Source organism: Sinorhizobium sp. RAC02, from assembly GCF_001713395.1.
Lineage (GTDB): Bacteria > Pseudomonadota > Alphaproteobacteria > Rhizobiales > Rhizobiaceae > Shinella.
This window is the reverse complement of record NZ_CP016452.1, coordinates 492,510-519,033: the sequence shown is the minus strand read 5'-3', so window position 1 is coordinate 519,033 and position 26,524 is coordinate 492,510. Positions and strand designations below refer to the sequence as shown.

The window sequence follows — 26,524 nt, the reverse complement described above, 5'->3', positions numbered from 1 at the left end:
ATGCGCGCCAGCTCGATCTTCGGAACTCTCATTCTGATCGCCCTCATCGCCTATGTGGTAATGCCGATCGCAACCGTGTTTCTCTGGGCTTTCGCCGAGCAATGGTATTATCCGGCGCTGTTGCCGACGGACTGGGGCATGCGCTATTGGCATACGACGCTGGCGCGTGCGGATGTCCTGTCCGCCCTGCGGCTGTCGCTGGCGCTCTCCGTCACCGTCACGCTCCTGTCGGCGGTGATCTGCCTTCCGGCGGCCTATGCCTTCGCCCGCATGGAATTTGTCGGGCGCCGCACCTTCATGATGTCGTTCCTCGCCATCAACGCCTTTCCGCGTTTCGGCCTTATCGTCATGATCGCCACGCTCTTCCTCAGCCTGCGGCTGGTGGGCACTTTCTGGGGTATCGTGCTCGTGCAGTTGCTCAACACGATGCTGATCATGATCTGGCTTCCCTCGGCCGCCTTCCGCGGCATCGATCGGCGGTTGGAGGAGGCGGCGCGGGATGTTGGCGCCGGGCCGGTCAGGACCTTCATCCGCATTACGATTCCCCAGGCGGCGCCGGCCATCGGCGCAGCGATGCTGCTGACTTTCGTTTCCACATTCTACGAGACGGAGGGCGCCTGGCTCGTGGGCGCGCCGAAACTGCGCACCATGCCGATGGTCATGCTGCAGATGATCACCGGGCAGATCGTCGTCCAGTACGGGGCGGTGCTGTCGGTGCTGTTGTGGGTGCCCTCGTTCATCGCCCTGCTCTTTGCCCGCCGGGTGCTGGCTTCCAACCAGTTCGCCAAGGGCTTCGGGGCATGACAAAATCGAAATCCTCGCTTTCGGGATCGCATTGATATGGCAAAACTGCAATTGACGAGCATAGAGAAGCGTTTCGGCGAGATGACGGCGCTGAGCGACGTTTCTCTGGACATCGCCTCGGGTGAACTCGTGTGCCTGCTCGGCCCCTCAGGCTCGGGAAAATCAACGCTCCTGCGCATCATGGGCGGCTTCGAGAAGCCGACGGCGGGCCGCGTGCTGATCGACGGTATCGACGTCACCGCCGCCGCGCCCGAGCGCCGTCCCACCGCCATGGTCTTCCAGAGCCATGCGCTGTGGTCGCACATGAATGTCCACGACAACATCGCCTTTGGCCTGAAGCTGCGCAAGCTCGGCCGTGCCGAGATCGACCGCAAGGTCGACGCGGCGCTGGATTTGGTCGGGCTGTCCGGCTTCGGCAAGCGCAGCCCCGTGCGCCTTTCCGGCGGCCAGCAGCAGCGTGTGGCCATCGCCCGCTGCATCGTGCTGGAACCGAAGATCCTGCTGATGGACGAGCCCTTCGCCAGCCTCGACCAGCACCTGCGTGAGCGCTTGCGCGAAGAGGTCCGTAACATCCAGCGCGAACTCGGCATAACCACCGTCTTCGTCACCCACGGGCAGGACGAGGCGCTCGCCATCGCCGACCGCATCGTCGTCATGTCGGTCGGCCGGATCAACCAGATCGGCGGTCCCGCCGAGATCTACGCCACTCCGAGCGACAAGTTCGTCGCCGGCTTCATCGGAGCTATGAACATGATCGAGGGCACCATCCGCGACGGTCGGATCGCGGCCGCCGGCCTCGCCCTCGATGCGGCCCTGCCCGATGGCTCGGCCACGCTCGCGGTGCGCCCGGAAAAGCTGCGGGTCCATTTCGACGCCGCGCAGGGCCGCGCGCCCGCCACCGTCACCCGGATCGTCCATTTCGGCGCCTACCGCACCGTCGAGGCGACCACCGACGGGCAGAACCGGTTCAAAGTACACATGGACACGGAAACGCCGCTCGAACCGGGTCAGGCCATCTTCCTCGGCGCATGCCACTACTGCGTTTTCAAGGACGGCCACGACGCCGTACGCTCGCCCGCGTCATGAGCCCGGTCTTCAAGTGGCATCGGCTGCGCCGGCGGCGCAGCGATGTCGTTTTCGACCGCGACAACCTCATCTCTGGCGCATGCCTCGGCGCGTCGATGGAGATCGACCTGCGCGCACTCCGCGACGGTGATTTCCTCTGCCTGCACGACGCCACGCTCGACCGTGAGACGACCGGTGCAGGTCCTGTGACTAGCACGACGGCGACGGCCACAAGGCATCTTTCGATGCGCGGTGAGGATGGTCGGATCGCCGCTCACCCGCCTTTGCTGTTCAGCGAACTTGCCGCGGCGATGCGCCTTGCCCCTGCCGGTTCGGGTGCGCTGATGCAACTCGATTTCAAGGACGATATCGCCAGCCTTTCCCAAGACCATTTCGACAGCTTCGGGTTCTTGTTGGCCGACTGTGCCGACCGTTTCATCCTCAGCGGCGGCGATGCGGCCGAGCTGCGCCGGCTTGCGGACGGCCTACCGGCCCTGCGGATCGGCTATGACCCCTGCACCGACGACACGCTACTGTCGCTGCGGCGCTCAAGGACCTTCGGGCGATTTGCTCGGGAAGCCATAACTGCGGCCCCCTACGCTGCCTATGTCTACATCGAATACCCGATCATCCTGGCTGGCTTGGAAGAAGGCTTCGATCTGGTGGCGGCTTTTCAGGCCGCCGGTATGAAGGTGGATGCCTACACGCTGAACAGCGACCATCCCGATGTCCAGACCACACTGCGGCGGTTGACAGACGCCGGCGTCGACCAGATCACGACCGACGAGCCGGACGTGCTTGCGCCGCTTCTGGAGCGCATCATCCGGCAAACTGCCTGACCAGCCAGTCGTGAAGGCCAGGGACCCCGGCAAGAACCGCGCCGTCCCCATTCTGCTCAACACCGTGAAAATCAGTAACGAGCCCGCCGCATTCACGCACCATCAAGGCGGAGGCGAGATAATCCAGCACATCGAGCCCATCCTCAAAGCAGGCATGATGCCGCCCCGCCGCGACATAGGCGACGGCGAGTGCCGCCGATCCCAGCCTGCGGGTCACGGCCGCGGTCTCGCACACCGCCGAGAGCGCGGCCTGATACTGCTCCGCCGAAACGTTGCGTACCTGCCCCGGGATCGGCAATCCGACGCCGATCACCGAGCGATCAGGCGACACCGCGGCCAGCGGCGGCAGGCGATTGCCGTTAAGATAGGCGCCGCGGCCTTTTTCCGCGACGAACATCTCATTGCGCACCGGATCGTAGACAATGCCGGATACGATGCCGCCTGCCTCGATGTAGGAAATCACCTGCGCGAAGAAGGGGATGCGGAAGGCGAAATTGGACGTCCCGTCGATCGGATCGATGATGAAACGGCCGCTGCCGGTTCCCGCCCGTTCGCTCGTTCCCTCCTCGCCAGAAATCCCCGCCTCGGGGCAAAACCTGGCCAGGACCGCCGCGATGGCTCGTTCGGTAGCGACATCGGCGGCAAGTTGGTAGTCGCGCGGGGCCTTCTCAACCATTTCCAGTGGCCCCTTCGCGGTGAAGTACCCCATCGCGACAGCCGCCCCGGCCCGCGCAGCCTCGATCATGACGGAGGTTGTTTCGTTCGGTGCGAATCGCAAGGCGTCACCTCTCCTTAAAGACAGGCAATCATACTGGTTATGATAGGTAATTACCAGATGTCGAGGCGTGGCATCAAGATGCGGAACAAGAGCAGTTCAAAAACCTGCGTAAGGTCGAACATAGCTGAAACGGGAAACTTTTCCCAAAGCCATTGGGCCATATCGCACAGACGCCAGCGAACAACACCGTCGAGATAGGGTGTCGTCCCACGCTCGATAGCCTGCGCCAGGGCCGCACGCTGCTGATCATTCAGCCGCGACCGCGGGCCGGGAGCTTTGCCATTGATCAGGCCTTGAGGACCGCATTCATCGAACCGCATGACCCGGTCCCGAACGATCTGGAGCGTGACATTGCCGAGTCGGGCGGCATCAGAACGCGAGCCTCCTTCGTAGATCGACGCGAGCGCCAACAGACGTCGTGCCTGGGCTGCATCCTTCGTCTGCCGCGCCAGCCGTCGTTGAACTTCTCCATCACAATCGTCACGTAATGGTATCCCTGATCGCATCGTAGACCTCCGGTTTGCGCCAGAGATTCGGATTCACCGCGTCTTGCGAAGGCCAAAGAGTCGGGATCAGCGAGGCGGCGTATTACGCTTCTTTCGGTAATACAACACCATACACCCTCCAAAAAAAATTGCGGTGAAGGCGAAGAAGGCGATAACGGACCAAAATTCAAGCGGCTCATCAACCATAGAAAAAGCATAGTCGTGGCCACGGTAACTGAAATGAGCTTCGCCTTCCCAAATACAGTATGAAGCCCAGATGGCCGAGAAAAGCGTTAGTGAAACGCCAAAGACCAGCGCATTGCGAGGTAGAGTTGGCATCGAGGCTTCTGCAGCCGAGGTGGCGCGCCCTGTGTCGTTATCCTGTTTCATTGATCCTCAAATCTTCGCTACAATTGAACAAGGAAGTGAGTATTTCAAGACCATCCTCACCGGTGACCGGTGTCCTATACGGCGGTGATTCTGATGTAACTGGCCACGCTTGCCAGTCCCATAGCCAATATTAGGCCGTGGATCCGTTATGGCGGAGAGTGAGGCGAACACAGGCAGCTTAGTCATGGCGAGGAAACTCGTGCCAAACTTCTCATACGGGTCGCGATCCGTCGATAACATTTGAGCTTACTAAAGAACCGCTCAATGAGATTTCGCTTCCTGTAAAGCCAAGAGCTGAAGACGATTGGCCTCTTTCGGTTGGATTTTGCCGGAATGTTCGCCCATGATCGATTTATTATGAATTCCGCACGGAGCCAATCGGCATCATAGGCTTTGTCTGCAAGAACCATACCGCCTGGGGTTAAATCAGTAAGCAGCTCTTTCGCCGCAGTTAGGTCGTGAGGGTGACCGGGCGTGATAGCAATCTTGATCGGTAGCCCTATGCCATCGGTGACGGCATGAATTTTGGTCGTGAGACCACCCCGACTTCGCCCGAGGACGATCCGGGTGTTCGGTCATTAGCGTGGCCGCCAGAGGATGGACGCGAACAGAAGTGCCGTCAATCATGGCGATGCCATCATTCGAAGGGCTCGTGACAGCTTCCATCAGCCTGTCCCAAATTCCAGCCATAGTCCAATGCCTGAAGCGATTGTAGCAAGTCGTGTATGGTCCCGTTCAGGGACATCACGCCAAGGGGCACCGGATCGTAGAACCCAAAAGATGCCGTTCAGCACCCGTCGGTCATCGACGCGAGGCACGCCTCGCGGCTTGTTAGGTAGGAGCGGCGCAATTACGCGCCATTCAAAGTCGGTCAGATCATAGCGCCTCATCCCTGAATCTAAATCAGGTGGTGCAAGGACAGGAAAGTCCCAGCGCCGAACGAGCGCTGATTTAGGCCGTCAGGTCGGGGATGAACGACCATTCTTCGGCCATGAACTCCAGCGTTTCATCGCGAAAATAATATAGGAAATGCCGAGAGCTGACTGTGTCTGCCCCGATCTTTTCCCAAGAGACGGCATCGCGGTCGGGGTCGAGACCGATTAGCTCATAGAACTCGCCCCAACGAGGGGCCACACCGCTGTAGCGACCATGGCCGTCTACCTTATACCATTCATGATCATTGGTGCTGTCCCAGCGCCAGCGGCTGCAACCAACAAATCTCAAAGTGCCCCATGTCTCATCAAACTTCGGACTGGCCTTCGAAAACACGCTCAACGCCCTGAGAATACCTGTCGGCTTTTTGTAGCGCACGGGCCTATACGAGCGGAAACGGACGTTGACGGAGGAGCCCTCAACTGAAACCTGGGGCTCTGGCGCATTTGGTTCGGCCTCCCAACCTTGGCCGAGTTGTAGTTTAACAAACTTGAGCATGGACTACGACTAGCCTACCTGCATGACCGATTCCACTCAATTTATGAGTTCACGGCCTAGCACTACTTTGGCAGATTCGGGCAAGGCTGGTTTGAGATGATTTGTGCTCTCTTCGTTGGGGGCGCGATATGGCAGATTGGGATACGGAGCTTTCGACCTTTTTGCAGCCATTTCTGGACAAGCTCGGACACAAGAAGCGGCGACAGATGTGCCCTCTTTACGTCTCCGGGCTCATTGGTCCCGGTGACCGCAAGAGTATCGAGCCGATGGCGGAACGGTTTGCTCCAGGCCAGTACGACCGCCTGCACCATTTCATTTCCGATGGCCTTTGGAATGCTGTTCCTCTTGAGACCGAGCTTGCGCTGCAGGCGGACAGGATCGTTGGCGCGTTAGATGCGTTTCTGGTGATCGATGATACCGGCCTTCCCAAGAAAGGCGACCAATCGGTCGGGGTCGCGCCGCAATACGCTTCGATGCTGGGCAAGAGGGCAAATTGCCAGACGCTGGTGTCGGTGACGCTTGCGCGAGACGAGGTTCCCGTTCCGGTTGGCTTGCGTCTGTTTTTGCCCGAGAGCTGGACCAGCGACACGGAGCGGATGGCCAAGGCCGGGGTTCCCGATGCCATGCGGACATCTCGCACGAAGCCGGAGATCGCTCTTAACGAGATCGATCGGTTGATCGCGGCTGGTGTCCGGTTTGGCACAGTGCTGGCTGACGCAGGCTACGGCCTGTCGGCGACCTTCCGCCAGGGGCTAAGTGGACGTGGCCTCACCTGGGCGGTCGGCATCCCCAAGCATCAAAAGGTCTATCCCCATGATGTCGAATTGATCTTTCCCATCTCCGGTCATGGTCGCCCACGCAAGCATCCGATCCCCGACATTCTGTCGGTTGCGGCCGAAACGGTGTTAGCACCTGCAAATTGGAAAAAGGTCAGTTGGCGCCGTGGCACGAAAGGCCGCCTCGCGGCACGCTTTGCCGCATTGCGCATCCGGATCGCCGACGGCACGCCCCAGCGCATTCTCGACAAGGGACAGCAACACATGCCGGGCGAGGAAGCCTGGCTGGTTGGCGAGTGGCGATCAAACGATGAGCGCAAATACTACCTGTCCAACTTGCCGGCTAACGCCACGTTGAAAGCGCTGGCGGCCGCCATCAAGGCGAGATGGGTTTGTGAGCAAGCGCATCAGCAGATGAAAGAGGAACTCGGCCTCGACCACTTCGAAGGCCGATCATGGCAAGGACTACATCGGCACGCTCTGATGACGATGATCGCCTATGCTTTCCTCCAGCACCAGAGACTGCAGACTGCAAAGCGGGAAAAAAAAGAAGCGACAAGTACGCAAGGGGCCGCCTGAGCCCACCTTGCCTGCTATCCGTCGAGCCGTCATCAGCGCACTCGCCAGACCCATGACGACAATCCGGTGTCCCCACTGCAAAGGGCAAATTAGAACCGCAGAATCAGTTCTGCCAAAGTAGTGCTAGATACCAACAACAAAATCACCTCGGAAAACAATTGAACTAATAACGCAATTCAAGCTTCTCTCATATCTTCCGGGGAATTCTTAGGATTTTTATTGTATCATTACTTGGACTACTACTTCAGTTCAGATATTCGGCCGCGGTCTCAGCGTAGTCGTAACCGCCCGAACGTCCTCCGAGACGCTTCGCGAGGAAGTCCTCTATCACTCGAGCACGCTTGACTTTAGTTTGCCAGCGATCATAGCCGTGACCCTCGCCCTCGAAATAAATAGCTGTCACGTCTTTGCCGAGCGTCCTCAACGCGCGTTCGAATTCCTCGGTTTCCTCGAACCCGATGGTGCTATCCTCTTTACCGGCGGTGAGCAAAATGGCACCTTCAACGTTTTTGACATGGGTGATCGGGGAACGCTCTCGCATTTCCGCGAGATCGTTGGCATTGTATGGGTTACCGAAATAACGCCTCGACTCGTCGAGATGTAACCCCCATCTGTGCGGCTCATTCTGCATGTTGTAGACAATGTCCGTCACCGCATATTCGGCAATCGCAACTTTGAAGAGGCCTGGGTCTCGCGTCATTGCTAGAGCGGCAGAATAGCCGCCGTAGCTTCCCCCCATGACTGCCATGTTGGCTTTATCGGCGATACCTTGTGAAACGAGCCAGTTTGCCGCGTCAACGATGTCGTCCTGCATCGCTTTACCGACCTGTCCATAGCCAGACGCGCGGAAAGATTTGCCGTAGCCGGTCGAGCCTCTGAAGTTGACAGACAGAATAGCGTAGCCGCGATTGGCCAGAAACTGGTTGTCGTGGTCATATTCCCAGATTTGCTGAGCGGCAGGCCCACCATGAACGGCAACGATCGTCGGCAACATCTTTGGCTCGACGCCTCGTGGAAGTGTGAGAAAGGCAGGAATTTCCATGCCGTCGCGTGCCTTGAACCATACGGGCTTGGTTTCTGCCAAGGCATCTTTGTGCCCGCGAAAGTGAAAATCAGCGATCTTCGTGGCCTTCACGTCCTTCAGATCATACAGAAAATACTCCCACGACTGCTCTCGCCAAGAGCGGGCGACGGTAACGAACCGACCACTCGAGGAAACTCCCAGTATATTGAAGTCCACCGGATTTTGGCCGTCCAGCATAAGCTTCAGAAAGGCTTCGCCCGCGCGCGTGAAGGCCTGATAGCGCGTATAGCCGCTCTCGAATGTGATGAAGTCCGGCGCCGAAGCACGCTGTCCGAAGGTAAAGACCTTTTTTACGTCAACCTTCGCGTCTTCGGCGACCACTATCTCCTGTCCGGAGCGGGGATCCACTATAACCAAGGCGCGGCGGTCACGGCCGCGGTCTGACAGGGCATAGATCGGTTTACCCACTTGGGGCGTAAAGGCGATACTGAACTGATCACGGGCCGCAGCCTCGGTGAGAACGCGCCACGGATCGTTGGCGTTATCGCGGATGAAGAAGCGTGTTGCGTTATTCTCGACCCGGTCGGCACGTAGCAGCGGCACGTTACTTTTATCAAGCCACCAATCAATCGTATTTCCATCATTCAGCGCCAACAACTGCTTCCCGCCGCCATCTTGCCTTACGGTATAGAGATCTGGTTCAGCATCATCGCGATCGTTAGAGACGACAGCCAGGTGATCTTCTGGTTTGAAGGCAGTTGAAACAACCCGCCAATTGTTCAAGCCGCGCGGTGTGATGTCGACCCACTGCTCACGCGCCGGCTCACGGAGATTGATCTGCCACAAGCGACCTTCGGCAAAAACGATGACCTCATCAAGGTAATCATGCCAACGGAAGCTACCGAACTCTGCGCCGGATAGGGTGAGAAACGGCTGACTTTCCCCGACGCGCCTGATTCGGATTACTGTCGTCAATTTCCAGTCGATGGCGTACCAGGCGATCATGCTGCCGTCGTGGGAAGGTTGGAAGCCCCATTCGGCAGCCGCACTGGCATAAAAGTCGCGCACGGGAATGAGCCGCGGCAGTGAGCCAGTAGAGAGCGAAGGATGGACTGGTTCAAGATCGCGCGTCATCACCACGAAAGCGGCGATCCCAGTCAACGCCGGAACGGCGATGAGGGTAAGAGCAAACTTCCGCCAAAGATATCTTGAACACGACCATCTGCTCACTGCACCATCCTTCGGCCTAGTATGAATTATCGCGACACATCCAGTTCATAGGCGCGGGCACCTCCGTCGCTGTCCTTCCAGGTCACACGCTTCAGTCACAAGGGCGCGTTCTAATCATCAGACCAATGCCGATGTGAGCAGCTCAACGAGCTACTCAACAGTCAACGTGTCGACAATAATTCTGACTGCACAAGAATGTTGCTTGTTCGACGTGGCTCGGGACCTCGCTTCGTGTCGCCAATAATGATCATATGACTAAGCTATGAAACTAACTCACGCTGAGCAATCGGTAGATGTACTTAAAGCCCTGGGCTATGTGATCTCAATCAAGGAGACGGACGGAATGAAGCGTGCACGGTTTACGGACGAGCAGATTATCGGAATGCTGAGCGAGCAGGAGAGCGGTCAAAGGACGGCCGATGTCTGCCGCAAGCATGGAGTATCCGAGGCGACCTTCTATAAAAAGCCACCGCGTATTTCGCCAAGGATGCAAAGTGAGATACGCGTTTGTTGCCAAGCACCGCCAGCAGTTCACGGTGCGGGCGACGTGCCGCTGCCCGCGTATCCGGCCCGGCTTCTATGCCTGGCTGAAGAACCCGCTGAGCAAACGGGCTCGGGAAGATGTCCGTCAGACCGAGCCTCTCAGCAAAGCCTGGAAGGAAAGCGGCAGGGTCTACGGCTATCGCAAGCTGCATGATGACCTCCTCGATCAGGGAGAGACCAGTTGCGCCAACCGCATCGCTCGCCTCGCGAGACTGGCCGGGTTCAAGGCGCAGATCGGCTACAAGCGTCGGCCCGGCTCCTACGGCGGCAAGCCGTCGGTCGTGGTCGACAACACCCTTGCCCGGCAGTTCGATGTCGATGCGCCGGACAGGGCGTGGGTGACAGACATCACCTACATCCGGACCCAGGAGGGCTTTGCCTATCTGGCCGTGGTGATCGACCTGTTTTCGCGCCGCGTCATCGGCTGGTCGCTGCGGAGCAGGCAGACCACCGATGTCGTGCTGCAGGCGTTGCTCATGGCGGTGTGGCGTCGAAAGCCGAAGAGCAGGGTTCTGGTCCATTCCGATCAGGGCTCGCAGTTCACCCGCATGGACTGGGCGGCGTTCTTGAAGCACCACAATCTTGAACACTCGATGAGCCGTCGCGGCAACTGTCATGACAATGCCGTGGCGGAGAGCTTCTTCAATCTCCTCAAACGCGAGAGAATACGGCGCAGGACATACCGGACACGCGAGGAGGCAAGGAAGGACGTGTCGACTACATCGAGACGCTCTACAACCCCAAGCGTAAGCACGTCAGGAACGGGATGCTGTCACCCATCGAGTTCGAACGGCAGCAGGAGATGTAACCCGAGGGCGTTCACGAAACTTGGGGCTATTCAAACCGCTCGACGAACGGCTGCAAAAACAACGAAAGCCCTGCTTCCAAATCTGTTATCGGCACCTCCAATCAAAAGGGGCAGACAGCATCTGAAGGCAACCTTGCTTCAATCTGCTAAAGTATTGCTAGCAAACGTAGCAACGCTTTTAAGGAGGGCAACCAATTCGCCTTGGTGGCCTGTCTTAGTCTTCTGGTAAATGCGTAGCAAGTAAGAGCGCGCTGTGCCATACCCTATTGAAAGCTGTGCGGCACATTGATGGAGCGTCGCTCCGGTGGACATCAGTGCCGCCAGACGCGCTTCCGATGGGGTCAAGTTGAACAGACCCCTAACCAGATCGGCCGTCAATACTGCAGTCGTGGCGCCAACTGATGCAAGGATCACTAGGACGTCGCCATTCTCAAAAATATCCCGAGCTTTTCGTATGAGCGGTATCATGTGCAGAACAAAGGCGCGGGACGAATGGGTGGCAGGGATAGGAATGGAAAGCGGAGTTCGAGAAGCATGCGCTTTCGAATATACTCCTTGAGTTGTCAGGTTGCTAAAATGCAAATGGTCATCGCGAATATTCTCGGCGAGAGCTTTGTCAAATAGGCTGTTGGTTGCAACGATACGACCCCTTGTGTTCAAAATTGCTGCAGGCAGGCCAAGCGTGCGAAGCGTTTCCGCGGTATCGCGTGCCCGCTCAAACTGTAGGCGTGATGCAATCCGGGCGGCACGTGTCACGTCTGGTAGAAGCGCATTTAAGACCGCGACGTGAGACTGGGCGAACCCCAACGCCCCTACTCTTCGCTCGAAGAGAAACATTAGTTTTTCATCGTTCTCGAGAACGATGGTCGCACCAGCCTGAGCCTCTATGCCAAGGGATTTGATGTACGTTAAGCGCCGATGATATGAAGGGAGGCCTTTCAAAAATTCATCGCAACTAAGGGCAAAGCCTTCAATAGCATGAAGCCGCTGATGCTCAATCACTTCTGATGCCGGGAACGGTGAATTCCAAGCCTCATGTCCCGGCTTTCGGATCGTCTGCGTGCCCGTTAGACCACGAGCACTGGAAGAACCGTAGTGCGCAATCAAAGCACCCCCATCAGCACCGATTTCTGCACACACTACATCAATGATCCTACTCCACTGCTCAGGGATGAAGATTGCCTCGTAAATAGAATCCTTGACGGACAGTTGGTGTAAAAGATTCATATCGACATGCTACCAAACCACTTCCGCTTATGATACGTTATAACATTTGACGCGGCAAGGCCTATATACTCGGAACCGATCACGGGTCGGTTGTGGGAGGATTGCCGGCGTCGATAACGCTTGGCCTACTATAGGTGACACGCACACAAACGGGGTTCCCAAGCGTTTGAGTTTCTGCTTCCCTTTCTGCGATCAGCAGGAGGCGGTCATGGCGCGTTTCGGTCTGACGGATTTCGAGTGGTCGGTAATCGACCCTTTGCTTTCCGCGAACGTCCGTGGAGGGGGCTACCCCCTCCACTTTAGTCTTCGATGATTTCGCTCTGTTTGCTGGTATCACGCATGAATAGATAGACGATGAGCGAGACGCCGATCATGGCGGTGACGTACCAGTAGAAGCCCTGCTCCCAGCCAGCGCTCTTGAAGCGCAGCGCGACGAACTCCGCCGTGCCGCCGAAGAGCGTGTTGGCGAGCGCATAGGGGAGGGCAACGCCGAGTGCGCGGATATGGGCGGGGAAGAGCTCTGCTTTCACCACGGCGTTGATCGAGGTGTATCCCGTCACGATCACGAGTGCGGCCATGACCAGCAGTCCGGCGGTCAGCGGATCCTTCGCATGCTCGAGAGCCGAGAAGATCGGATAGGTGAAGAGCACTCCCAGCACACCAAATGTGACCATCAGAGGCTTACGGCCAATCTTGTCGGAAAGTCCGCCCGCGATTGGCTGAAGCAGCATGAAGAGGAAGAGCGTGACGGCATTGATTTCGCTGGCCACCTCACGGGAAAAGCCTGAGGTGTTGACCAGAAATTTCTGCATGTAAATGGAGTAGGCGTAGAAGGCCAAGGTACCGCCTGCGGTCAGCAGCATGACGAGCGCGGTCTCTTTCGGATGCTTGGTGAGGAGCTGCCAGAAGCCAGACTTCGGCTTGCCTTCAGCCTTTGCGTTCGTGAAGCTTTCGGTTTCAGCAAGACCACGACGCAGCCAGAAGACCACGACGGCAAGTGCCGCACCAACGAAGAACGGAATGCGCCAGCCCCAAGCATTGAGATCTTCCGGGCTCATGACATTCTGCAGAATGATGAGGACGGCAATAGCCAGAAGCTGACCCGAGATAAGGGTCACGTACTGGAAGGAGGAGAAAAAGCCGCGGCGTTCCTTGCCCGCCATTTCCGAGAGATAGGTGGCAGATGCGCCGTATTCGCCGCCGACAGAGAGTCCCTGCAGCAAGCGGGCGATGACGAGAAGCGTCGGCGCGGCCACGCCGATTGTCTGGTAGTCCGGTGTCAGAGCGATGATCAGGGAGCCAAGACACATGAGGGTCACTGAAAGCGCCAGTCCGGACTTCCGGCCATGACGGTCGGCATAAAGTCCCATGATCCATGCGCCGACGGGGCGCATCACGAAGCCCACCGCGAAGACGGCTGCGGAATTTAGGAGTTGTGCGGTTTGATCGCCTGCGGGAAAGAAGTGCGGCGCGAAATAAAGCGCAAATGCGGCGTAGACGTACCAATCGAACCACTCGACAAGATTGCCAGTCGAACCGCCGATAATCGACTTCAGGCGCTGCTTGCGGTTTGGCGACTGATGGGCAGCCTGATCTACTGCTCCATGGGCAAAAGTATTTCCGGTCTCGATCAACACACTCAGACCCTCCCTTGGTCAAGTTTTACAACGACGCCCAAAGCCTTCTGCAGGCAGGGCAAAGATCGAGACGCGCGGCGTGAGCTTGGGCTCTCCTCCCGGCGGCGCGTCCTCTCCACGCAATCTGCGGGACGGCGGGTCGCCGTGCGAAGGATTCATTGAATTTCGATTAAACGTTTGAAATTAATGCATTTAATTTATTTCTCCAAAAAGCCTGAAGCAAAATCTGTGCTGATTTTTGCATGGCGTTTGGATTGATTGTGCCATATCCTGCACAGGTGACTCCGAAACCTCGCCTACAGATCTCACTGCTGGTGCTGCTCGTTCTGGCCGCTATCGCTCTCGTCTGGAGCGGAGCGTACTTTTGGTCGCGTCGGCAGGCGGCGGAGCAGTTGGCCGAGGAGGCTGATTTGCTAGTTCGCCAGCACAGCCTGTTGATCGACAGCGAGCTTGCTCGTTTTCGGCTGATGCCGATCGTCCTTGGCGAATACGGCGATCTGGTCAATGTCCTTTCGACCAAGAACCCGCATACGGCAGTGCGTCTCAGTGAGAAATTCGGCTCTCTCGTGCGAGAGACCGGAGCCTCCTATATCTATCTAATCAACCGTGATGGCGTTGCCGTGGCGGCCTCCAATGCCCTCGATGACAGGAGCTTCGTCGGGCAGGATTTCGGCTTCCGGCCCTATTTCACCGGTGCGATGCTCGACGGGAAGGCGGAGTACTATGGGGCGGGTTTGCTGACCCGCCAGGCGGGCTTGTTTCTGGCGCGTCGCGTCGGCCAAAGCGATGCTGCGTCCGGCGTTGTCGTCGTTAAATATGAGTTCGGCGCGCTTTCCGCCATTTGGGCCGATGATCCGGGGCGCACGCTGATCGTCGATGCCAATAACATCATTCTGGCGGCTCCGAACACGGACCAGATTCTGACGACGCTTGCCCCCCTGCCCCCTGCCGTTCGTCAGCGGATCGATGCGATCAGCCAGTATGGCGATGCAAAGCTGGAGCCCGGCGATTATCGCTTTGCGGGACCGGATCGGATCGAAACGGCGCAGGGTGCGGAGATGGTCTATGCGGCGCTTCCGATTGCCGGAACGGACCTTCGCATTCTGCATCTTCTCGACACGCGGCCGGCGCGCGTTGCTGCCGACCGGCGGGCGACGTTCGCCACGTTTTCCATCCTACCGCTTCTGCTTCTCGCCGGTTTCGGCGTCTGGCGGCAGGCCAATCGCAAGGCACGGCGGGCTGCCGAGAGACGCAGCCTTGAAGCGGCGGTTGCTCAACGAACGGCGCAGCTTCGTGAAGAAATGGGATATCGGGCGGTTGCCGATCAGCGTTACCGAGAAGCGCGCGAGGAATTGGCGCAGGCCAATCGGCTCGCCTCCGTAGGCTCCATTACCGCTGGCCTCATGCATGAAATCAATCAACCGGTAGCCACCATCCGCACTCTTTCGGAAAATGCGCTTCACCATCTTGCAGCCAGTCGCAGCGAGCGTGTTCGCGACAGTCTTGGCACTATGATTGCGATGACAGAGCGGATCGGCGCGTTGACGCAGGAAATGCGCGGCTTCTCCCGCAAGGGAGAAGGGCAGATTGGTGGGGAACCGTTGGACGGTATTCTCGCGGGCGCGATGTTATTGATGGAAGATCGGCTACGGAAGGCGGGCATTCGCCTGACGCTGCCGCCAAGCGGTCAACCAAGTGTGCTTGGCAAGCGCGTGCCGCTCGAACAAGTTCTGGTCAATCTGCTGCAGAACGCCATGGACGCACTGGAGGGGCACCCCGGTCCGGAGATCGCGATGACAGTGAAGCGTGAGGTGGACATGATTTGCCTAACGGTTGCGGATAACGGCCCGGGGATCGATCCCAAACTCGGCAAAGAGGTCTTCCAGCCCTTCGTCACTGGCAAGCCCAGTGGCCTTGGGCTTGGTCTCGGCATTGCCCAAGATATCATGGGAGATCTCGGCGGCTCTCTCACCATTACGGCTTCGGTGCTTGGAGGCGCGGCCTTTACAATTATCATGAGGGCGGCATGACGCAGAATGCACCGGAGAAGATTTTGCTCGTCGACGACAATCTGGCGTTTCGGACAGCCTTGGCGGACAGTTTCGCGATCGCCGACTTGGAGGTGGAGGTGCATGACGACGGGAAATCCGCGCTCGCCAGCCTCTCCACCACGCTGCCGGGTGTCGTCGTTACCGATCTTCGCATGCCGCGCCTCGATGGCAACGACCTGTTCGATGCAATCCTTGCCCGTGACCGGGAACTGCCGGTCATCCTCATGACCGGGCATGGCGATATCGCAATGGCAGTGGCCGCCTTGAAGCGTGGCGCCTTCGACTTCGTGGCAAAGCCTTTCATTACGGACCACATGATCGCCTCCGTCCGGCGCGCGCTGGAAACCCGCCGCCTCGTGGTGGACAACCGGCGTCTGCGCCAGGCGGCACTGGCGGCGGAGCTGACATCGCCGCTGCTCGGCCAGACGCAGGCGATGATCCAGTTGCGGGATTTGATCGAACGGGTCGCCCCGACTGATGTCAATGTTCTGATCGAAGGCGAGAGCGGAACGGGCAAGGAACTAATCGCTAGGCTATTGCACCAAGGAAGCCCGCGGCGCGCGCGGCCCTTCATCCGCGTCGACTGTGCGTCGATCTCCGATGCGATGGTTGACGAGACACTATTCGGCACGCGCCTACGGCGCGGCCTGGTTGCTGAGGCCCTGCGCGGAACGCTGTTCCTGGATGGGGCGGAAACCATGTCTCCCGTAATGCAAGGGCGAATGCTGGGTGTGGCGGAAAGCCGGGAAATGCCCAATCCGAGCGGCGGGACGATGCCCGTCGATGTCAGGATCATTACCACCTTAACGAGGAAACATCTCGCCGGTGATGACGAAAGGACAGGCTTCCGTAAGGATCTGCTTTATCACCTCGAGACCATGCGCCTCGGTGTGCCGCCACTGCGCCAACGTCAGGGGGACATTGCCATCCTGTTCCATGTGTTTCTGGAAGATGCAGCGCGCCGGCATGGGCTCCCTAGTCCGCAGATCAATGCCGAGATCGAGGCGTTTCTTTTGAGCAATGAATGGCCCGGCAATGTCCGCGAATTGCGCAACTATGCAACGCGGGTCGCGCTTGGTCTTGCCTCACTGCACCGCCAAGCATCAACGAGGTTGGGTTTGGTGGAACAGATGGATGCATTTGAGGCCAGCGTTTTGACCCAAGCACTCCAAAGCCATGGCGGTGACGCAACGGCCGTTGCAGAAGCGCTAAAGATTCCCCGGCGAAGCCTCTATGCACGGTTGCGGCGCTTGGGAATTCACCCCGCCTTCTTCCGAAAGTCGCGTTGAGGCATTGCCTCGGAAGCTGTGCTGTCTTCCGTTTGCCCAGATGGATCGAGCCATTTTGTCGGCGAGGACGATCGTAACGAGCATGCGAGGTTCGCGCGCCAGCATTCGTGCCAACCACGAGTTCTCGGGTGCTGCTTCAACACCGTTACGATCTGCTCGACTGGTCTGCGCCCCTGAAAAGCGCTCCTTTTGAAGGGCAAATTCTCCTTTCAACCAAGAGGAAAATACGCCAAACACCAACAGCAAAATCGGACCAGTTTCGTCTTGTCTCGTCAACGTTCCAGTTTGATCCTATCGGTGACGGCCGTGGCCCTCGAGTTTCCCCACCCCTGTGTAAACAGCATATTCGGTGATCGGCTCGGGACGTCCGATCAAGTATCCCTGAACCTTATCGCAAGCTTCACGTGCCAGAAACGCAAGTTGTTTTGGTGTCTCCACCCCCTCGGCAACAACCGGCAGGCGCATTCCTCTCCCGAGGTTAATGATAGCACGGACAATTGCTGCTGATTGCGACCGCCCAATATTCGTTACAAACGACCGGTCAATTTTCAGTTTGTCAAACGGAAGCGATTGTAGATAGGAAAGCGACGAGTAACCTGTACCAAAATCATCCATAACGATGCGAACACCAATCGACTTGAGATCCCTCAAGACTCTCTTCGCTCGTTTGAAATCATCGACGAATACGCCTTCAGTAATCTCCAGTTCCAATCGATGTGGCGAGAGCCCGGTTTCCGTAAGAATTCTTTTCACAAGCTGCGGCAAGCCTGGAGAGCGGAACTGCACCGGAGAGAGGTTCACGGCGATCTGCAGCTTCTCGGGCCAGCCTGCCGCCACATGGCACGCTTCCCGCAGAGCCCACGCACCTATCTCATTGATGATACCGGACTCTTCGGCAAGGGGGACGAAACCTGCAGGCGACAGGTTTCCCCGAGTCGGGTGTTCCCAACGCAATAAAGCTTCGAACCCTAAAACCTCGCCATTTATCGATGCTTGCGGCTGAAAATGAAGTGCAAACTGGTGCGTATGAACAGCGTTCTGCATATCTCTTTGCAACGCGCGCCTCTCGCGAGTACGCTTTTCCGACTGGGCCTCAAAAAAGCGCGTAACGCCTCGTCCTTCAGCTTTTGCACGAAAGAGCGCAGCACTGGCTTTTGCAAGGAGCGTGGACGCGTCGGTACCGTCAGTCGGAAAAAATGAAGCACCGATGCTGGTCGACACTCGGACCTCGATCCCATCTATCTCATACGCTTTAGCAAGCTCAGCTAGTTCATCCGCAAACTTCAATGCCTGCGAAGTGCCTGCCGATGCCACGACCGAAAATTCATCTCCACCGAGACGCGCTATGAACGCGCCCGAGGTAAACGCCCGTAGGCGATCTGCGAAACCACAAAGCACGGCGTCGCCGACGTCCGTTCCATAATCATCGTTGACCTCTTGGAATTTGTCAAAGCCCAAAGAAAATACCACGAAACGCGATTTCTTCTTGCTGTGCTGTCGAATGAACCCGTCAATCTCTCGTATTACGGCAGCGCGATTCGGGAGGTCAGTGAGAGGATCATGCGACGCCAAATGCGTTACTTTACCCTCTAAGTTCCGACTAATGGTCACATCTTCGTGTGTTGATACCCAACCACCATCTGGGGTTCGTTGATGATGTACGCGAACGACCTTTCCACACTTCAATTCCGCGTACCAACTTTTAGGAGCGGTATCGCCCTTGATGGATTCGCAGAATGCTAGGTATTCGTCCTGCGGGACAGTTGGACAAGCGTCCAATGCATAACGAAGGTCTGAGATTTCGCTTAAAGTCATGCCAGGGCGGATCGCATCTATTGGCAGTCCATAGACTTCCGCATAGCGTCGATTGGAGAGTATCAGCTTTTGTCGCGCATCGAAAAAGCACACGCCTTGTCCAATATTGTCGAGGGTCGTCGCGAACTGCATATCGAGTTTGATAAGCCGTGCCTTAGCCAATTCGAGCTCAACATACATTTTAAGACGCGCGCCTAGCTCATTAGCGAAAACGGGCTTATAGATGCAGTCTACCGCACCAGAACGGAATGCCCTTACGCGGCTCTCCTCGTCCGGCTCAATGAGTTGGATTACCGGAATTTTCCGGAGTTTGGCATTACTTAAAACGTCTATCAAGCAAACGTGGCTGACGAGTGAATCAAGAACGATTACGACTGGGCTCGTATTTTGTGTTGCCGCTGCAAGGGCGGCGTAGTCTACGGAATGGACAAAAGCCAAACCACATTCGACAGCAACTTTCCCTACAGCCTGTGCATTCGCCGAATTGTCCGAGACAATCGCAACCAAAGTAGTTGACGCTGATGGGATAGTACTAAAAATCGTCAATACAGATCTTACCATCTTTGATTAAGAAAATCCTTTAGACAACACATCAGCAGCTACCGCCATTTCTGGTAATGCTTGAGGCGTGGGGGAAAGGCGACGCTCAGTCGATATGAGCGGTCAATGTTATCATGTCGGGACATTTGTCACACTGCAAGCACTTGAAAGGACGCGCCAGTACCGCACGGGCTGAATAGCTATGCATCTGGAAACTCAATGCGGGCATCTCTGGAGATTCACAATTCGCAAAGAACGCTTTCCCCATCGTTGAAATCGTACAGTCCGTCCCATGCGCGCTATCTCCATCCACTTTTTCGCAGGAGCTCTTCGACTGGGTAAACAAGGCAATTGTGTATTAGTGTAGCGGAAAGCTAGGCTTAAAGAACCTGCCATTTGGCAGGGAGTATTGCACTTCTTCGCTCGCGTGCGAGGAATTCGCGGCGTTCGCGTATTCCCAACTCCTCACCGCGATTTGGTGCGGCTCCTGTCTAGGGGGCGTATAAATCTCGAACACAATCTCCGGCTTGTTAAGTGTGAGGCACTGGCGCGGGCCGCGGTTAACGAGTTGGCGCGGTGACGAAACGGGTGCGCGCCCTGTGAACGTATCGTTATCGGGCCGTCGATGGATTCGGCAAACAATCGATTTCTATCTGCCCTTAACCCGTAGGGCCGAAGCCGCAGAAACTCTTCTCGGCAAGGCGTTGATAGGACATCCGACCGCCACCACTGCGGGCTTCGAGCAAAAGCCATGGTGCTCTGATCCCCAAAAACCGTTCATAGGTGGAGTTTTCCGGTAAGGGGATGCGGACGAAAACTTGGACCACCAGGAGGTCGTTCATGTATTCCTACGCAGACAGAATTCGAGCGGTTGAACTGTATATAAAGCTTGGCAAGCGCGTTAAGGCGACCATTCGTCAGCTAGGTTATCCCACCAAGAATGCATTGAAGGCTTGGTGCCGAGAGTACGAGCAGCATCGTGACTTGCGTGCACGTTGTGCGGCTAAAACTCCAAAGTATTCTGAGGCTCAGAAGCAGGCGGCTGTTGAGCATTACCTTTGTCACGATCGCTGTATCGCTTCGACGATGAGGGACTTGGGTTATCCCGGTCGCGGAACCTTGACCGCATGGATCCGGGAAGCATTTCCGGAAGCCAGAACGTCGATAGTCGGTCGCTCTTGGCGGCCGGCATATCCTGAGGCGTTGAAACAGGCCGGTGTCATCGGGCTTTGCAGTGGAGAGGAAAGTGCTCAAGATGTAGCGGACCGGCTGGGCGTATGCAGACCGACCTTGTACAACTGGAAGAACCAGCTACTCGGTCATGAGGCTCCCTCATCTATGAAACGCCGCAATACGTCTCCGCCGGCGCCAGACCGCGAGGAACTCGAGCGACAGCTTGAAGCCCTCCAACGCGATGTCCGCCAATTGCAGCTCGAACATGATCTCTTGAAGAAGGCCAATGAACTCTTAAAAAAAGGCCTGGGCGTCGATCTGCCACTCCTGAGCAACCGGGAGAAGACGAGGCTGGTTGACGCCCTCAAGGATCTCTATCGACTACCAGAGCTGCTTGCCCAGTTGAGGCTGCCACGAAGCTCATACTTCTACCATCGCGCCCGTGCGAGCTTGGCGGACAAGTATGTCGCCATCCGTCGTAGCATCATCGAAATCTTCGAAACCAACCATCGCTGCTACGGCTATAGAAGACTGCAGGCGTCGTTGGCGCGAGAGCGTGTGATGATCTCGGAAAAGGTTGTGCAGCGGCTGATGAAACAGGAAAGCTTGATCGTCCCCAGGCCAAAGCGCCGCCGCTTCGGTTCTTATCTGGGAGAGATTAGTCCGGCGCCTGAGAACCTGATCAATCGTGACTTCCAGGCCGAGGCGCCGAACCAAAAGTGGCTGACGGACATCACCGAGTTCCAGATCCCAGCGGGTAAGGTGTACCTCTCGCCGATCATCGACTGCTTCGACGGCATGGTCATAAGCTGGTCCATTGGAACGCAGCCGGATGCGGGGCTGGTCAATACCATGCTGGAAGCCGCGATCGAAACCGTGGCCGATGTTGATGCACGGCCTATCGTTCATTCTGATCGCGGAGCCCACTATCGCTGGCCGGGGTGGCTCACCAGGATAGGCAATGCAAAGTTGGTCCGCTCAATGTCCCGCAAGGGCTGTTCGCAAGACAACGCGGCCTGCGAAGGCTTCTTCGGTCGGCTGAAAACAGAACTCTTCTATCCTAGAGACTGGAGGGCGACCACGATCGAGCAGTTCGTCAGAGAGGTGGACGCCTACATCCATTGGTACAACGAAAAGCGCATCAAATTGTCACTTGGCGCCCTCAGTCCCATCGAATATCGAAACAGCCTTGGGCTTAACGCATAACCAGTCCAACTTTTTATCCGCATCCCCCATTTTTTCATTTCACGATAATCCACTTAGACCGCGAAAAGTCGTTTGCGAACAATCTTCTGCGCCGGATTTTGTGGATCCCAGCGAAACGGAAAAATGGATCAAGCGCGGCTGAAACTCGACAGCAATGGCGCTATCTGCACCGAGCTGATCCGCTGCGAAAACAAATGAGCTCGACGAGATCAACACTACTGCCGAGATCGTCAGCGACTTTAGCCAAAATCCTGCCATCGTCGAATCTCCAACCTCGGCACCTTCACCAAAATTCGATGCGGGTATGGAGCCGACTTCGGCCAGCACGTTCAATTGATAGTCATACCTATGCTTGTTTTTGGCCTTCAAGTTCCGCATATCTCATCGCGGCAAGCCCAATACGCTGGTAGTCCGAGGCATGCCATCAAAGGAATTCGCTAACCTCCAGCAAGCAAACGCAGCTGCACAAACTCCGCTACCGATGTGGTCTTCAGTTTTGACGCAATATTAGCTCTATGTGCGTCAACGGTTCGGATAGAGATCCCCATTGCATAAGCGATATTTTTTGATGTGTAACCAGCGCAAACATAAGCCAATACCTCACTTTCTCTTTCCGTCAGCATTCCGATGCAGGAAATAGCCTCTTGCTTTTCGAGTATTTTATCAAGACGCCGCGACGCGGCACTCAGGGATGCTGAGATCTCGTCCATGTCCGCGGGCTTGGTCAAAAAATCTACGGCTCCAGATCGAAACGAGTCTTGGCAGTTACCAACCGTCGCGCATCCAGTTAGAACAATGAAGGGCCAAAGAATCCCTCTTGCTCGCATGGTATTGCAGACGTCGAGACCCGTAATTAGAGGCATGTCCATGTCGATGAGCACACACCCTGCGCGCAACTCACCCACGTCTGCCAGGAACCTTTGAGGGCAGTTATACTTCGAATAAATGTATCCCTTGAAATCCAGAAGCAATGCAATGCTCTCGAGCATCCCTTCGTCGTCATCAACAATGTAGACCGGATGCGCTAGCATTCAAAAGTACCATTTCGATAGTTGTTGGGTGAAGCGACAGATTGCCGGTTTCGTGTGTCCATCCATTCGACGATGAGCCCACACGCGATCAGGGATGTCTCCTGCCACCAGACATCAAACAAAGGCCGGTTCTAGCGCGTACTATGACCGTTTTGCAAGCGTACCGGCCTAGGTAGAACTACGAATGGCGTGTCCTCCCAAGCTATGACCATGGTCGACCAAGTCGATAGAATCCGCCCGTTGCCTCGTCGCAGGTCACGCATTGTATTTGCGATTAGGATGCTTATAGATTCCGGCTCTATGCTGCCCTCGTTTGGAGAGGAAGCGGGGCAATGCGTACCGGATTTGCGCGAGATCGGTGCACGCCTTATCCGTATACCGTAAGATGAGTTGCTGAGCCTTTTGTTGAATAAGATGATTAAGCTCCTGATCGGCGCGATTGTAAGCTGGTTGTTTGTCAGTTTGGTCGTCCTTCTGATCTATGCCGACCAGTCATATCGGGAAATATCAGGTAGATTTGCGCACGAAGCCACGGCGATCGAAGCTGCTTTCAGAGAGATTTGTGTCCGGGTCCACGCGCAGATGAACTCCTTTGCTGCCCTATCCAGGCTGCGCTTTGAGGTTAGACGCGAAGCCTTCGAGCACGTCGCGGAGGCATACATGCTGAATGAGCCAGCAGTTCTGCATGTCTTGTCATACGATGTTGATAGGTCAAGACGCGGGGTCAGCCTGTCGCCCGTCAGTTCAATACCGACAAGCGTTAGTTCTGTGCAGCGAGCGGAGATAGAGAACGCCGCATCTGGTCTCGTGGCAAGTGGATTGAGGACGATTCCATCCAGACTGATGGGAGGCATCGTCTACACTTTAATCAGAGCCAACGATGACAATGGCGCGTTCGTTTATGTTGTCGTCCACAACATGAGAAAATACTTTGAACGAGAGGAATTTAAGAATTATATTTCTGTTGAATTGCAGATTAAGGGGGTTTCTGTTTTCCGAATGCAGGAGCATACTCACAAACCATCGGGAACAATATTGAACCTGTTCCATCGGGATTTATATCACGACTTCGATGTTAATAAGCACAAAGGCTATTTCGAGGTCCACCTAGACAGGGATCTAGCTTTTTCGGATTTGCTGCCGCAAGGTGTCGTCATCCGCATCATGTCGCTAGTCGCGCTGTTCTTAAGCCTGGGCGTCTTTATTGGAAAAATCACACTAAACGCGCATGCGCTAAAGAAGGCCAAGCATTTGGCCGATCTACGCAACAGCGCACTAGAAAGAAGTGCGATGGTGGTGAAAGCGACGCGGATAAGCGAAATCGGCGAGATGGCAGCGAGCATTGTGCACGAGCTCACGCAACCGATCTCAGCCATTTTGCTCCAGGCGCAGGTTTCCGAGCAAATTCTGAGTTCCTCGCCCACAAACCATCACCAACTTCGGAAGGTTCTCGCCAAGACGGTTTCTGATGCAAAGCGGACCAAGGCCATTTTCCAGCGCATTAACAACTATATCACGCGTACAGCACTGGAGGATGAAACCCTTGAGATCAATGAATTCCTCCAAGGCGTTTGTCCCTATCTTGAGATTGACGTGGTCCAAGCAGGAGCAACTATTTCGATGGAAACCCATCGAAGGCCCATCTTTGTTCGGGCAAGCAGTATTGAGCTCGAACACGTTTTGCGAAACCTCGTTCTAAATGCGAAACAAGCGATGAACGGACTCACCGTATCGGAAAAAAAGATATGGATATCTGTGGCGCTTAACGATTCATCGGCAGAAATATCAGTTGTCGACGCCGGTATAGGACTAGACAAAAACGTACTTCTGAATCTTTTTAGCCCTCTCTTTACAACTAAAAGCGCTGGTACCGGGCTAGGGCTGTCGCTTAGTAAGAGGATGCTTACCCGGATTGGAGGGAACATCCGGGCGGCCAACCGAGAAAATGCAAAGGGGGCAATCTTCACCGTGGTCCTCCCTCTTGCTGTGTGCAACGAGACGATATCCCGATGAGTGAACGCAGCAAGGTTTTGGTGCTGGGTGCCACGGGATTCATTGGCTCCGTCATCGCCCAGAGGCTTCACGACGAGGACTGTGTCGTCACCGGACTTGGGCGGAAGCTCGATCACGTTGCGAACCGGCATCCCGGTATCCGGTGGTTGAGGGCCGACCTCGGCGATCTCGGCCGCGCGAATGATTGGTTCCCGGTTCTCCACGGCCAGGATATCATCGTCAATTGCGCCGGTGCCCTGCAGGACAGCCTCTATGATGATCTTGCCGCGACGCAGGAGCGCGCAATGTTGGCGCTCTACGCGGCTGCGGAGCAGACGGGTATTCGCCTCATCGTCCAGATTTCCGCCAACACGGCGGATGCCGGCGCCGAAACGGCGTTCCTCGGCACCAAGCGGGCGGCGGATCGCGCGCTCACCGAAAGCGGCGTGCCGTATGTCATCCTGCGCCCTGCCGTCGTCATCGGCCGCAATGCCTTCGGCGGCACGGCGCTACTGCGATCGCTTGCGGCACTGCCGGGACCGATCCCCCTCGCTTACGCCGACAATCCCGTCGCCACCGTTTCGGTCGACGATGTTGCGACCTTTGTCGCGAGCGCCGTTGCCGGCGTGATCCCCGCCAATGGCGACTATGATCTCGCAGCGCCTGAAATCATGCGTTTTCGCGATCTGGTGATACTGCATCGCACGTGGCTGGGGCTTGCGCCGGCCCGCATTCTGCCGCTTCCCGGCTTTCTTGCCGGACCAGTCAGCGCGCTCGCTGATCTCGCGGGCAGGCTGGGCTGGCGGTCCCCACTGCGTTCTACAGCGATGGCCGTCATGGCCGGCGGTGTCTCGGCCGGGCGTCAGGGCGCCTTACCAGGCGATATGGTCTTGATGAACGCGACAGAAACCCTCAAGCGCCATCCGGCGGGCGTGCAGGACCTCTGGTTCGCGCGGCTCTACCTGCTCAAACCGCTGATCGTCGTCATCCTGTCGGCGTTCTGGGTACTGTCGGGGCTGATACCGCTCCTCGATCCCGCTCGCGCGGCCTCACACCTCCTGCCCTTCATGCCGACGGCAGCCGCCTCGCTCGCAACTTTTCTCACCTGCGCCGTCGATATCGTGCTGGGCATCGCCGTTCTGTACCGGCCGTGGGCGCGTCGTGCGCTGGCCGGCATGCTGGCCCTCTCGGTGGCTTATCTGACGAGCGGAACGATCCTAACACCAGATCTCTGGCTCGATCCGCTCGGCCCCTTCGTCAAGGTGCTACCGTCGATGATGCTCGCAGGCATCGCCATTGCAATACTGGAGGAGCGCTGATGCCAGTATGGCTGGACGTATTGCGGCTGCTGCATGTCGCGGGTGTAGCGGTCCTGTTCGGCACCGGCGCGGGCATCGCCTTCTTCATGGTCATCGCGCACCGGACACGCAATCCCGTCCTGATCGCCCATGTCGCGGGAACAGTCGTAATCGCAGATACCCTCTTCACCGCCACCGCTGTTGTCCTTCAGCCGATTACGGGATACCTGCTCGCCCGCGAGATTGGATGGTCGCTTTCTGAAGGCTGGATCGTCATATCGCTCCTTCTCTATGTCCTGACCGGTTTGTTCTGGCTGCCGGTCGTAGCCATCCAGATCAGCCTCAGGAACCTTGCCCGCGCGGCGGCGGCCGGAAACGAAACACTTCCCCCGGCGTATTTTCTCCTCTACCGCATCTGGTTCGCCTGCGGCTTTCCGGCCTTCTTCGCGGTAATCGGTATTCTCTGGCTGATGCTCGCAAAGCCCTCTTTCGATCTGTTCTAGATCGCCCGAA

Annotated in this window: 19 protein-coding genes and 4 pseudogenes; 12 read left to right on the top strand and 11 right to left on the bottom strand. The window is 56.9% G+C overall.

Going from position 1 to position 26,524, the window contains the following annotated elements:
• From BSY16_RS23585 to BSY16_RS23575, 3 genes are all read left to right on the top strand, one after another.
• On the top strand, positions 1-804 hold the full coding sequence (locus BSY16_RS23585) for an ABC transporter permease (protein WP_069062269.1): 804 nt from the start codon (positions 1-3) through the stop codon (positions 802-804).
• Between the two features lie 36 nt (positions 805-840).
• A complete protein-coding gene (locus tag BSY16_RS23580) occupies positions 841-1,890 on the top strand; it encodes an ABC transporter ATP-binding protein (protein ID WP_069062268.1) in 1,050 nt (349 codons plus the stop codon).
• Positions 1,891-1,985: 95 nt separating this feature from the next.
• On the top strand, positions 1,986-2,708 hold the full coding sequence (locus BSY16_RS23575; RefSeq protein WP_150130120.1) for a glycerophosphodiester phosphodiesterase: 723 nt from the start codon (positions 1,986-1,988) through the stop codon (positions 2,706-2,708).
• Here the strand turns inward: BSY16_RS23575 and BSY16_RS23570 are convergent.
• The 5 genes and pseudogenes from BSY16_RS23570 to BSY16_RS23560 all read right to left on the bottom strand — a co-directional run bounded on the left by BSY16_RS23570 (position 2,689) and on the right by BSY16_RS23560 (position 5,792).
• Positions 2,689-3,453 (bottom strand): inositol monophosphatase family protein, encoded by a 765-nt coding sequence (locus BSY16_RS23570; RefSeq protein WP_069063670.1) that lies wholly within the window; start codon positions 3,451-3,453, stop codon positions 2,689-2,691. The genes BSY16_RS23575 and BSY16_RS23570 overlap by 20 nt on opposite strands.
• Before the next feature lie 83 nt (positions 3,454-3,536).
• The gene (locus tag BSY16_RS23565; RefSeq protein ID WP_083243088.1) at positions 3,537-3,992 is read right to left on the bottom strand and encodes a helix-turn-helix domain-containing protein; all 456 of its coding nucleotides are present in this window, start codon (positions 3,990-3,992) and stop codon (positions 3,537-3,539) included.
• 66 nt (positions 3,993-4,058) lie between these two features.
• A complete protein-coding gene (locus tag BSY16_RS32145) occupies positions 4,059-4,361 on the bottom strand; it encodes a hypothetical protein (RefSeq protein ID WP_150130119.1) in 303 nt (100 codons plus the stop codon).
• Between the two features lie 174 nt (positions 4,362-4,535).
• Positions 4,536-5,251, bottom strand: a pseudogene (locus BSY16_RS31655) (IS5 family transposase); the annotation flags it as partial.
• A 61-nt stretch (positions 5,252-5,312) separates the two neighbouring features.
• The gene (locus BSY16_RS23560; RefSeq protein ID WP_069062266.1) at positions 5,313-5,792 is read right to left on the bottom strand and encodes a hypothetical protein; all 480 of its coding nucleotides are present in this window, start codon (positions 5,790-5,792) and stop codon (positions 5,313-5,315) included.
• A 128-nt stretch (positions 5,793-5,920) separates the two neighbouring features.
• Between BSY16_RS23560 and BSY16_RS23555 the strand changes: the two are divergent.
• Positions 5,921-7,240: pseudogene (locus BSY16_RS23555) on the top strand (IS701 family transposase).
• Between the two features lie 151 nt (positions 7,241-7,391).
• On the opposite strand, the gene BSY16_RS23550 reads toward BSY16_RS23555, so the two are convergent.
• Positions 7,392-9,401 carry an alpha/beta hydrolase family protein gene (locus tag BSY16_RS23550; protein ID WP_150130118.1) on the bottom strand — a complete coding sequence of 670 codons (2,010 nt, stop codon included), beginning with the start codon at positions 9,399-9,401 and terminating at the stop codon, positions 7,392-7,394.
• Positions 9,402-9,744: 343 nt separating this feature from the next.
• Here BSY16_RS23550 and BSY16_RS31650 point away from each other — a divergent pair.
• Positions 9,745-9,861 (top strand): annotated as a pseudogene (locus BSY16_RS31650) (transposase); the annotation flags it as partial.
• Between the two features lie 10 nt (positions 9,862-9,871).
• Positions 9,872-10,752: pseudogene (locus BSY16_RS23545) on the top strand (IS3 family transposase); the annotation flags it as partial.
• 138 nt (positions 10,753-10,890) lie between these two features.
• Here BSY16_RS23545 and BSY16_RS23540 read toward each other — a convergent pair.
• Both BSY16_RS23540 and BSY16_RS23535 read right to left on the bottom strand, forming a co-directional pair.
• On the bottom strand, positions 10,891-11,979 hold the full coding sequence (locus BSY16_RS23540; RefSeq protein WP_069062264.1) for a helix-turn-helix transcriptional regulator: 1,089 nt from the start codon (positions 11,977-11,979) through the stop codon (positions 10,891-10,893).
• Between the two features lie 299 nt (positions 11,980-12,278).
• Positions 12,279-13,610 (bottom strand): MFS transporter, encoded by a 1,332-nt coding sequence (locus BSY16_RS23535; protein WP_069063669.1) that lies wholly within the window; start codon positions 13,608-13,610, stop codon positions 12,279-12,281.
• 248 nt (positions 13,611-13,858) lie between these two features.
• Between BSY16_RS23535 and BSY16_RS23530 the strand changes: the two genes are divergently transcribed.
• Both BSY16_RS23530 and BSY16_RS23525 read left to right on the top strand, forming a co-directional pair.
• Positions 13,859-15,646, top strand: coding sequence for a sensor histidine kinase (locus BSY16_RS23530; RefSeq protein WP_069062263.1), 1,788 nt, complete (start codon positions 13,859-13,861; stop codon positions 15,644-15,646).
• Positions 15,643-16,956, top strand: coding sequence for a sigma-54-dependent transcriptional regulator (locus BSY16_RS23525; protein WP_069062262.1), 1,314 nt, complete (start codon positions 15,643-15,645; stop codon positions 16,954-16,956). The genes BSY16_RS23530 and BSY16_RS23525 overlap by 4 nt, the downstream gene beginning before the upstream one ends.
• 291 nt (positions 16,957-17,247) lie before the next feature.
• Here BSY16_RS23525 and BSY16_RS23520 read toward each other — a convergent pair whose 3' ends face one another.
• Entirely contained in the window at positions 17,248-18,951 is a 1,704-nt protein-coding gene (locus tag BSY16_RS23520) for an EAL domain-containing protein (protein ID WP_069063668.1), read from the bottom strand.
• Between the two features lie 1,200 nt (positions 18,952-20,151).
• Here BSY16_RS23520 and BSY16_RS23510 point away from each other — a divergent pair.
• Positions 20,152-21,690: an IS3 family transposase gene (locus BSY16_RS23510; protein WP_069061375.1), complete on the top strand. Its 1,539-nt coding sequence runs from the start codon at positions 20,152-20,154 to the stop codon at positions 21,688-21,690.
• A gap of 39 nt (positions 21,691-21,729) precedes the next feature.
• Here BSY16_RS23510 and BSY16_RS32140 read toward each other — a convergent pair whose 3' ends face one another.
• Both BSY16_RS32140 and BSY16_RS23505 read right to left on the bottom strand, forming a co-directional pair.
• The gene (locus BSY16_RS32140; protein WP_150130116.1) at positions 21,730-22,059 is read right to left on the bottom strand and encodes a hypothetical protein; all 330 of its coding nucleotides are present in this window, start codon (positions 22,057-22,059) and stop codon (positions 21,730-21,732) included.
• A gap of 68 nt (positions 22,060-22,127) precedes the next feature.
• Complete coding sequence (locus BSY16_RS23505) at positions 22,128-22,721, bottom strand: response regulator transcription factor (RefSeq protein ID WP_069062260.1); 594 nt, start codon at positions 22,719-22,721, stop codon at positions 22,128-22,130.
• Between the two features lie 414 nt (positions 22,722-23,135).
• Between BSY16_RS23505 and BSY16_RS23500 the strand changes: the two genes are divergently transcribed.
• From BSY16_RS23500 to BSY16_RS23490, 3 genes are read left to right on the top strand one after another with little or no spacing between them, the layout of a single operon-like run.
• Positions 23,136-24,734, top strand: a complete 1,599-nt coding sequence (locus tag BSY16_RS23500; RefSeq protein WP_069062259.1) for a sensor histidine kinase — start codon at positions 23,136-23,138, stop codon at positions 24,732-24,734.
• Positions 24,731-26,032 carry an SDR family oxidoreductase gene (locus BSY16_RS23495; protein WP_069062258.1) on the top strand — a complete coding sequence of 434 codons (1,302 nt, stop codon included), beginning with the start codon at positions 24,731-24,733 and terminating at the stop codon, positions 26,030-26,032. The genes BSY16_RS23500 and BSY16_RS23495 overlap by 4 nt, the downstream gene beginning before the upstream one ends.
• The gene (locus BSY16_RS23490; protein WP_069062257.1) at positions 26,032-26,514 is read left to right on the top strand and encodes a DUF2269 family protein; all 483 of its coding nucleotides are present in this window, start codon (positions 26,032-26,034) and stop codon (positions 26,512-26,514) included. The genes BSY16_RS23495 and BSY16_RS23490 overlap by 1 nt, the downstream gene beginning before the upstream one ends.
• Positions 26,515-26,524: the final 10 nt, after the last annotated feature.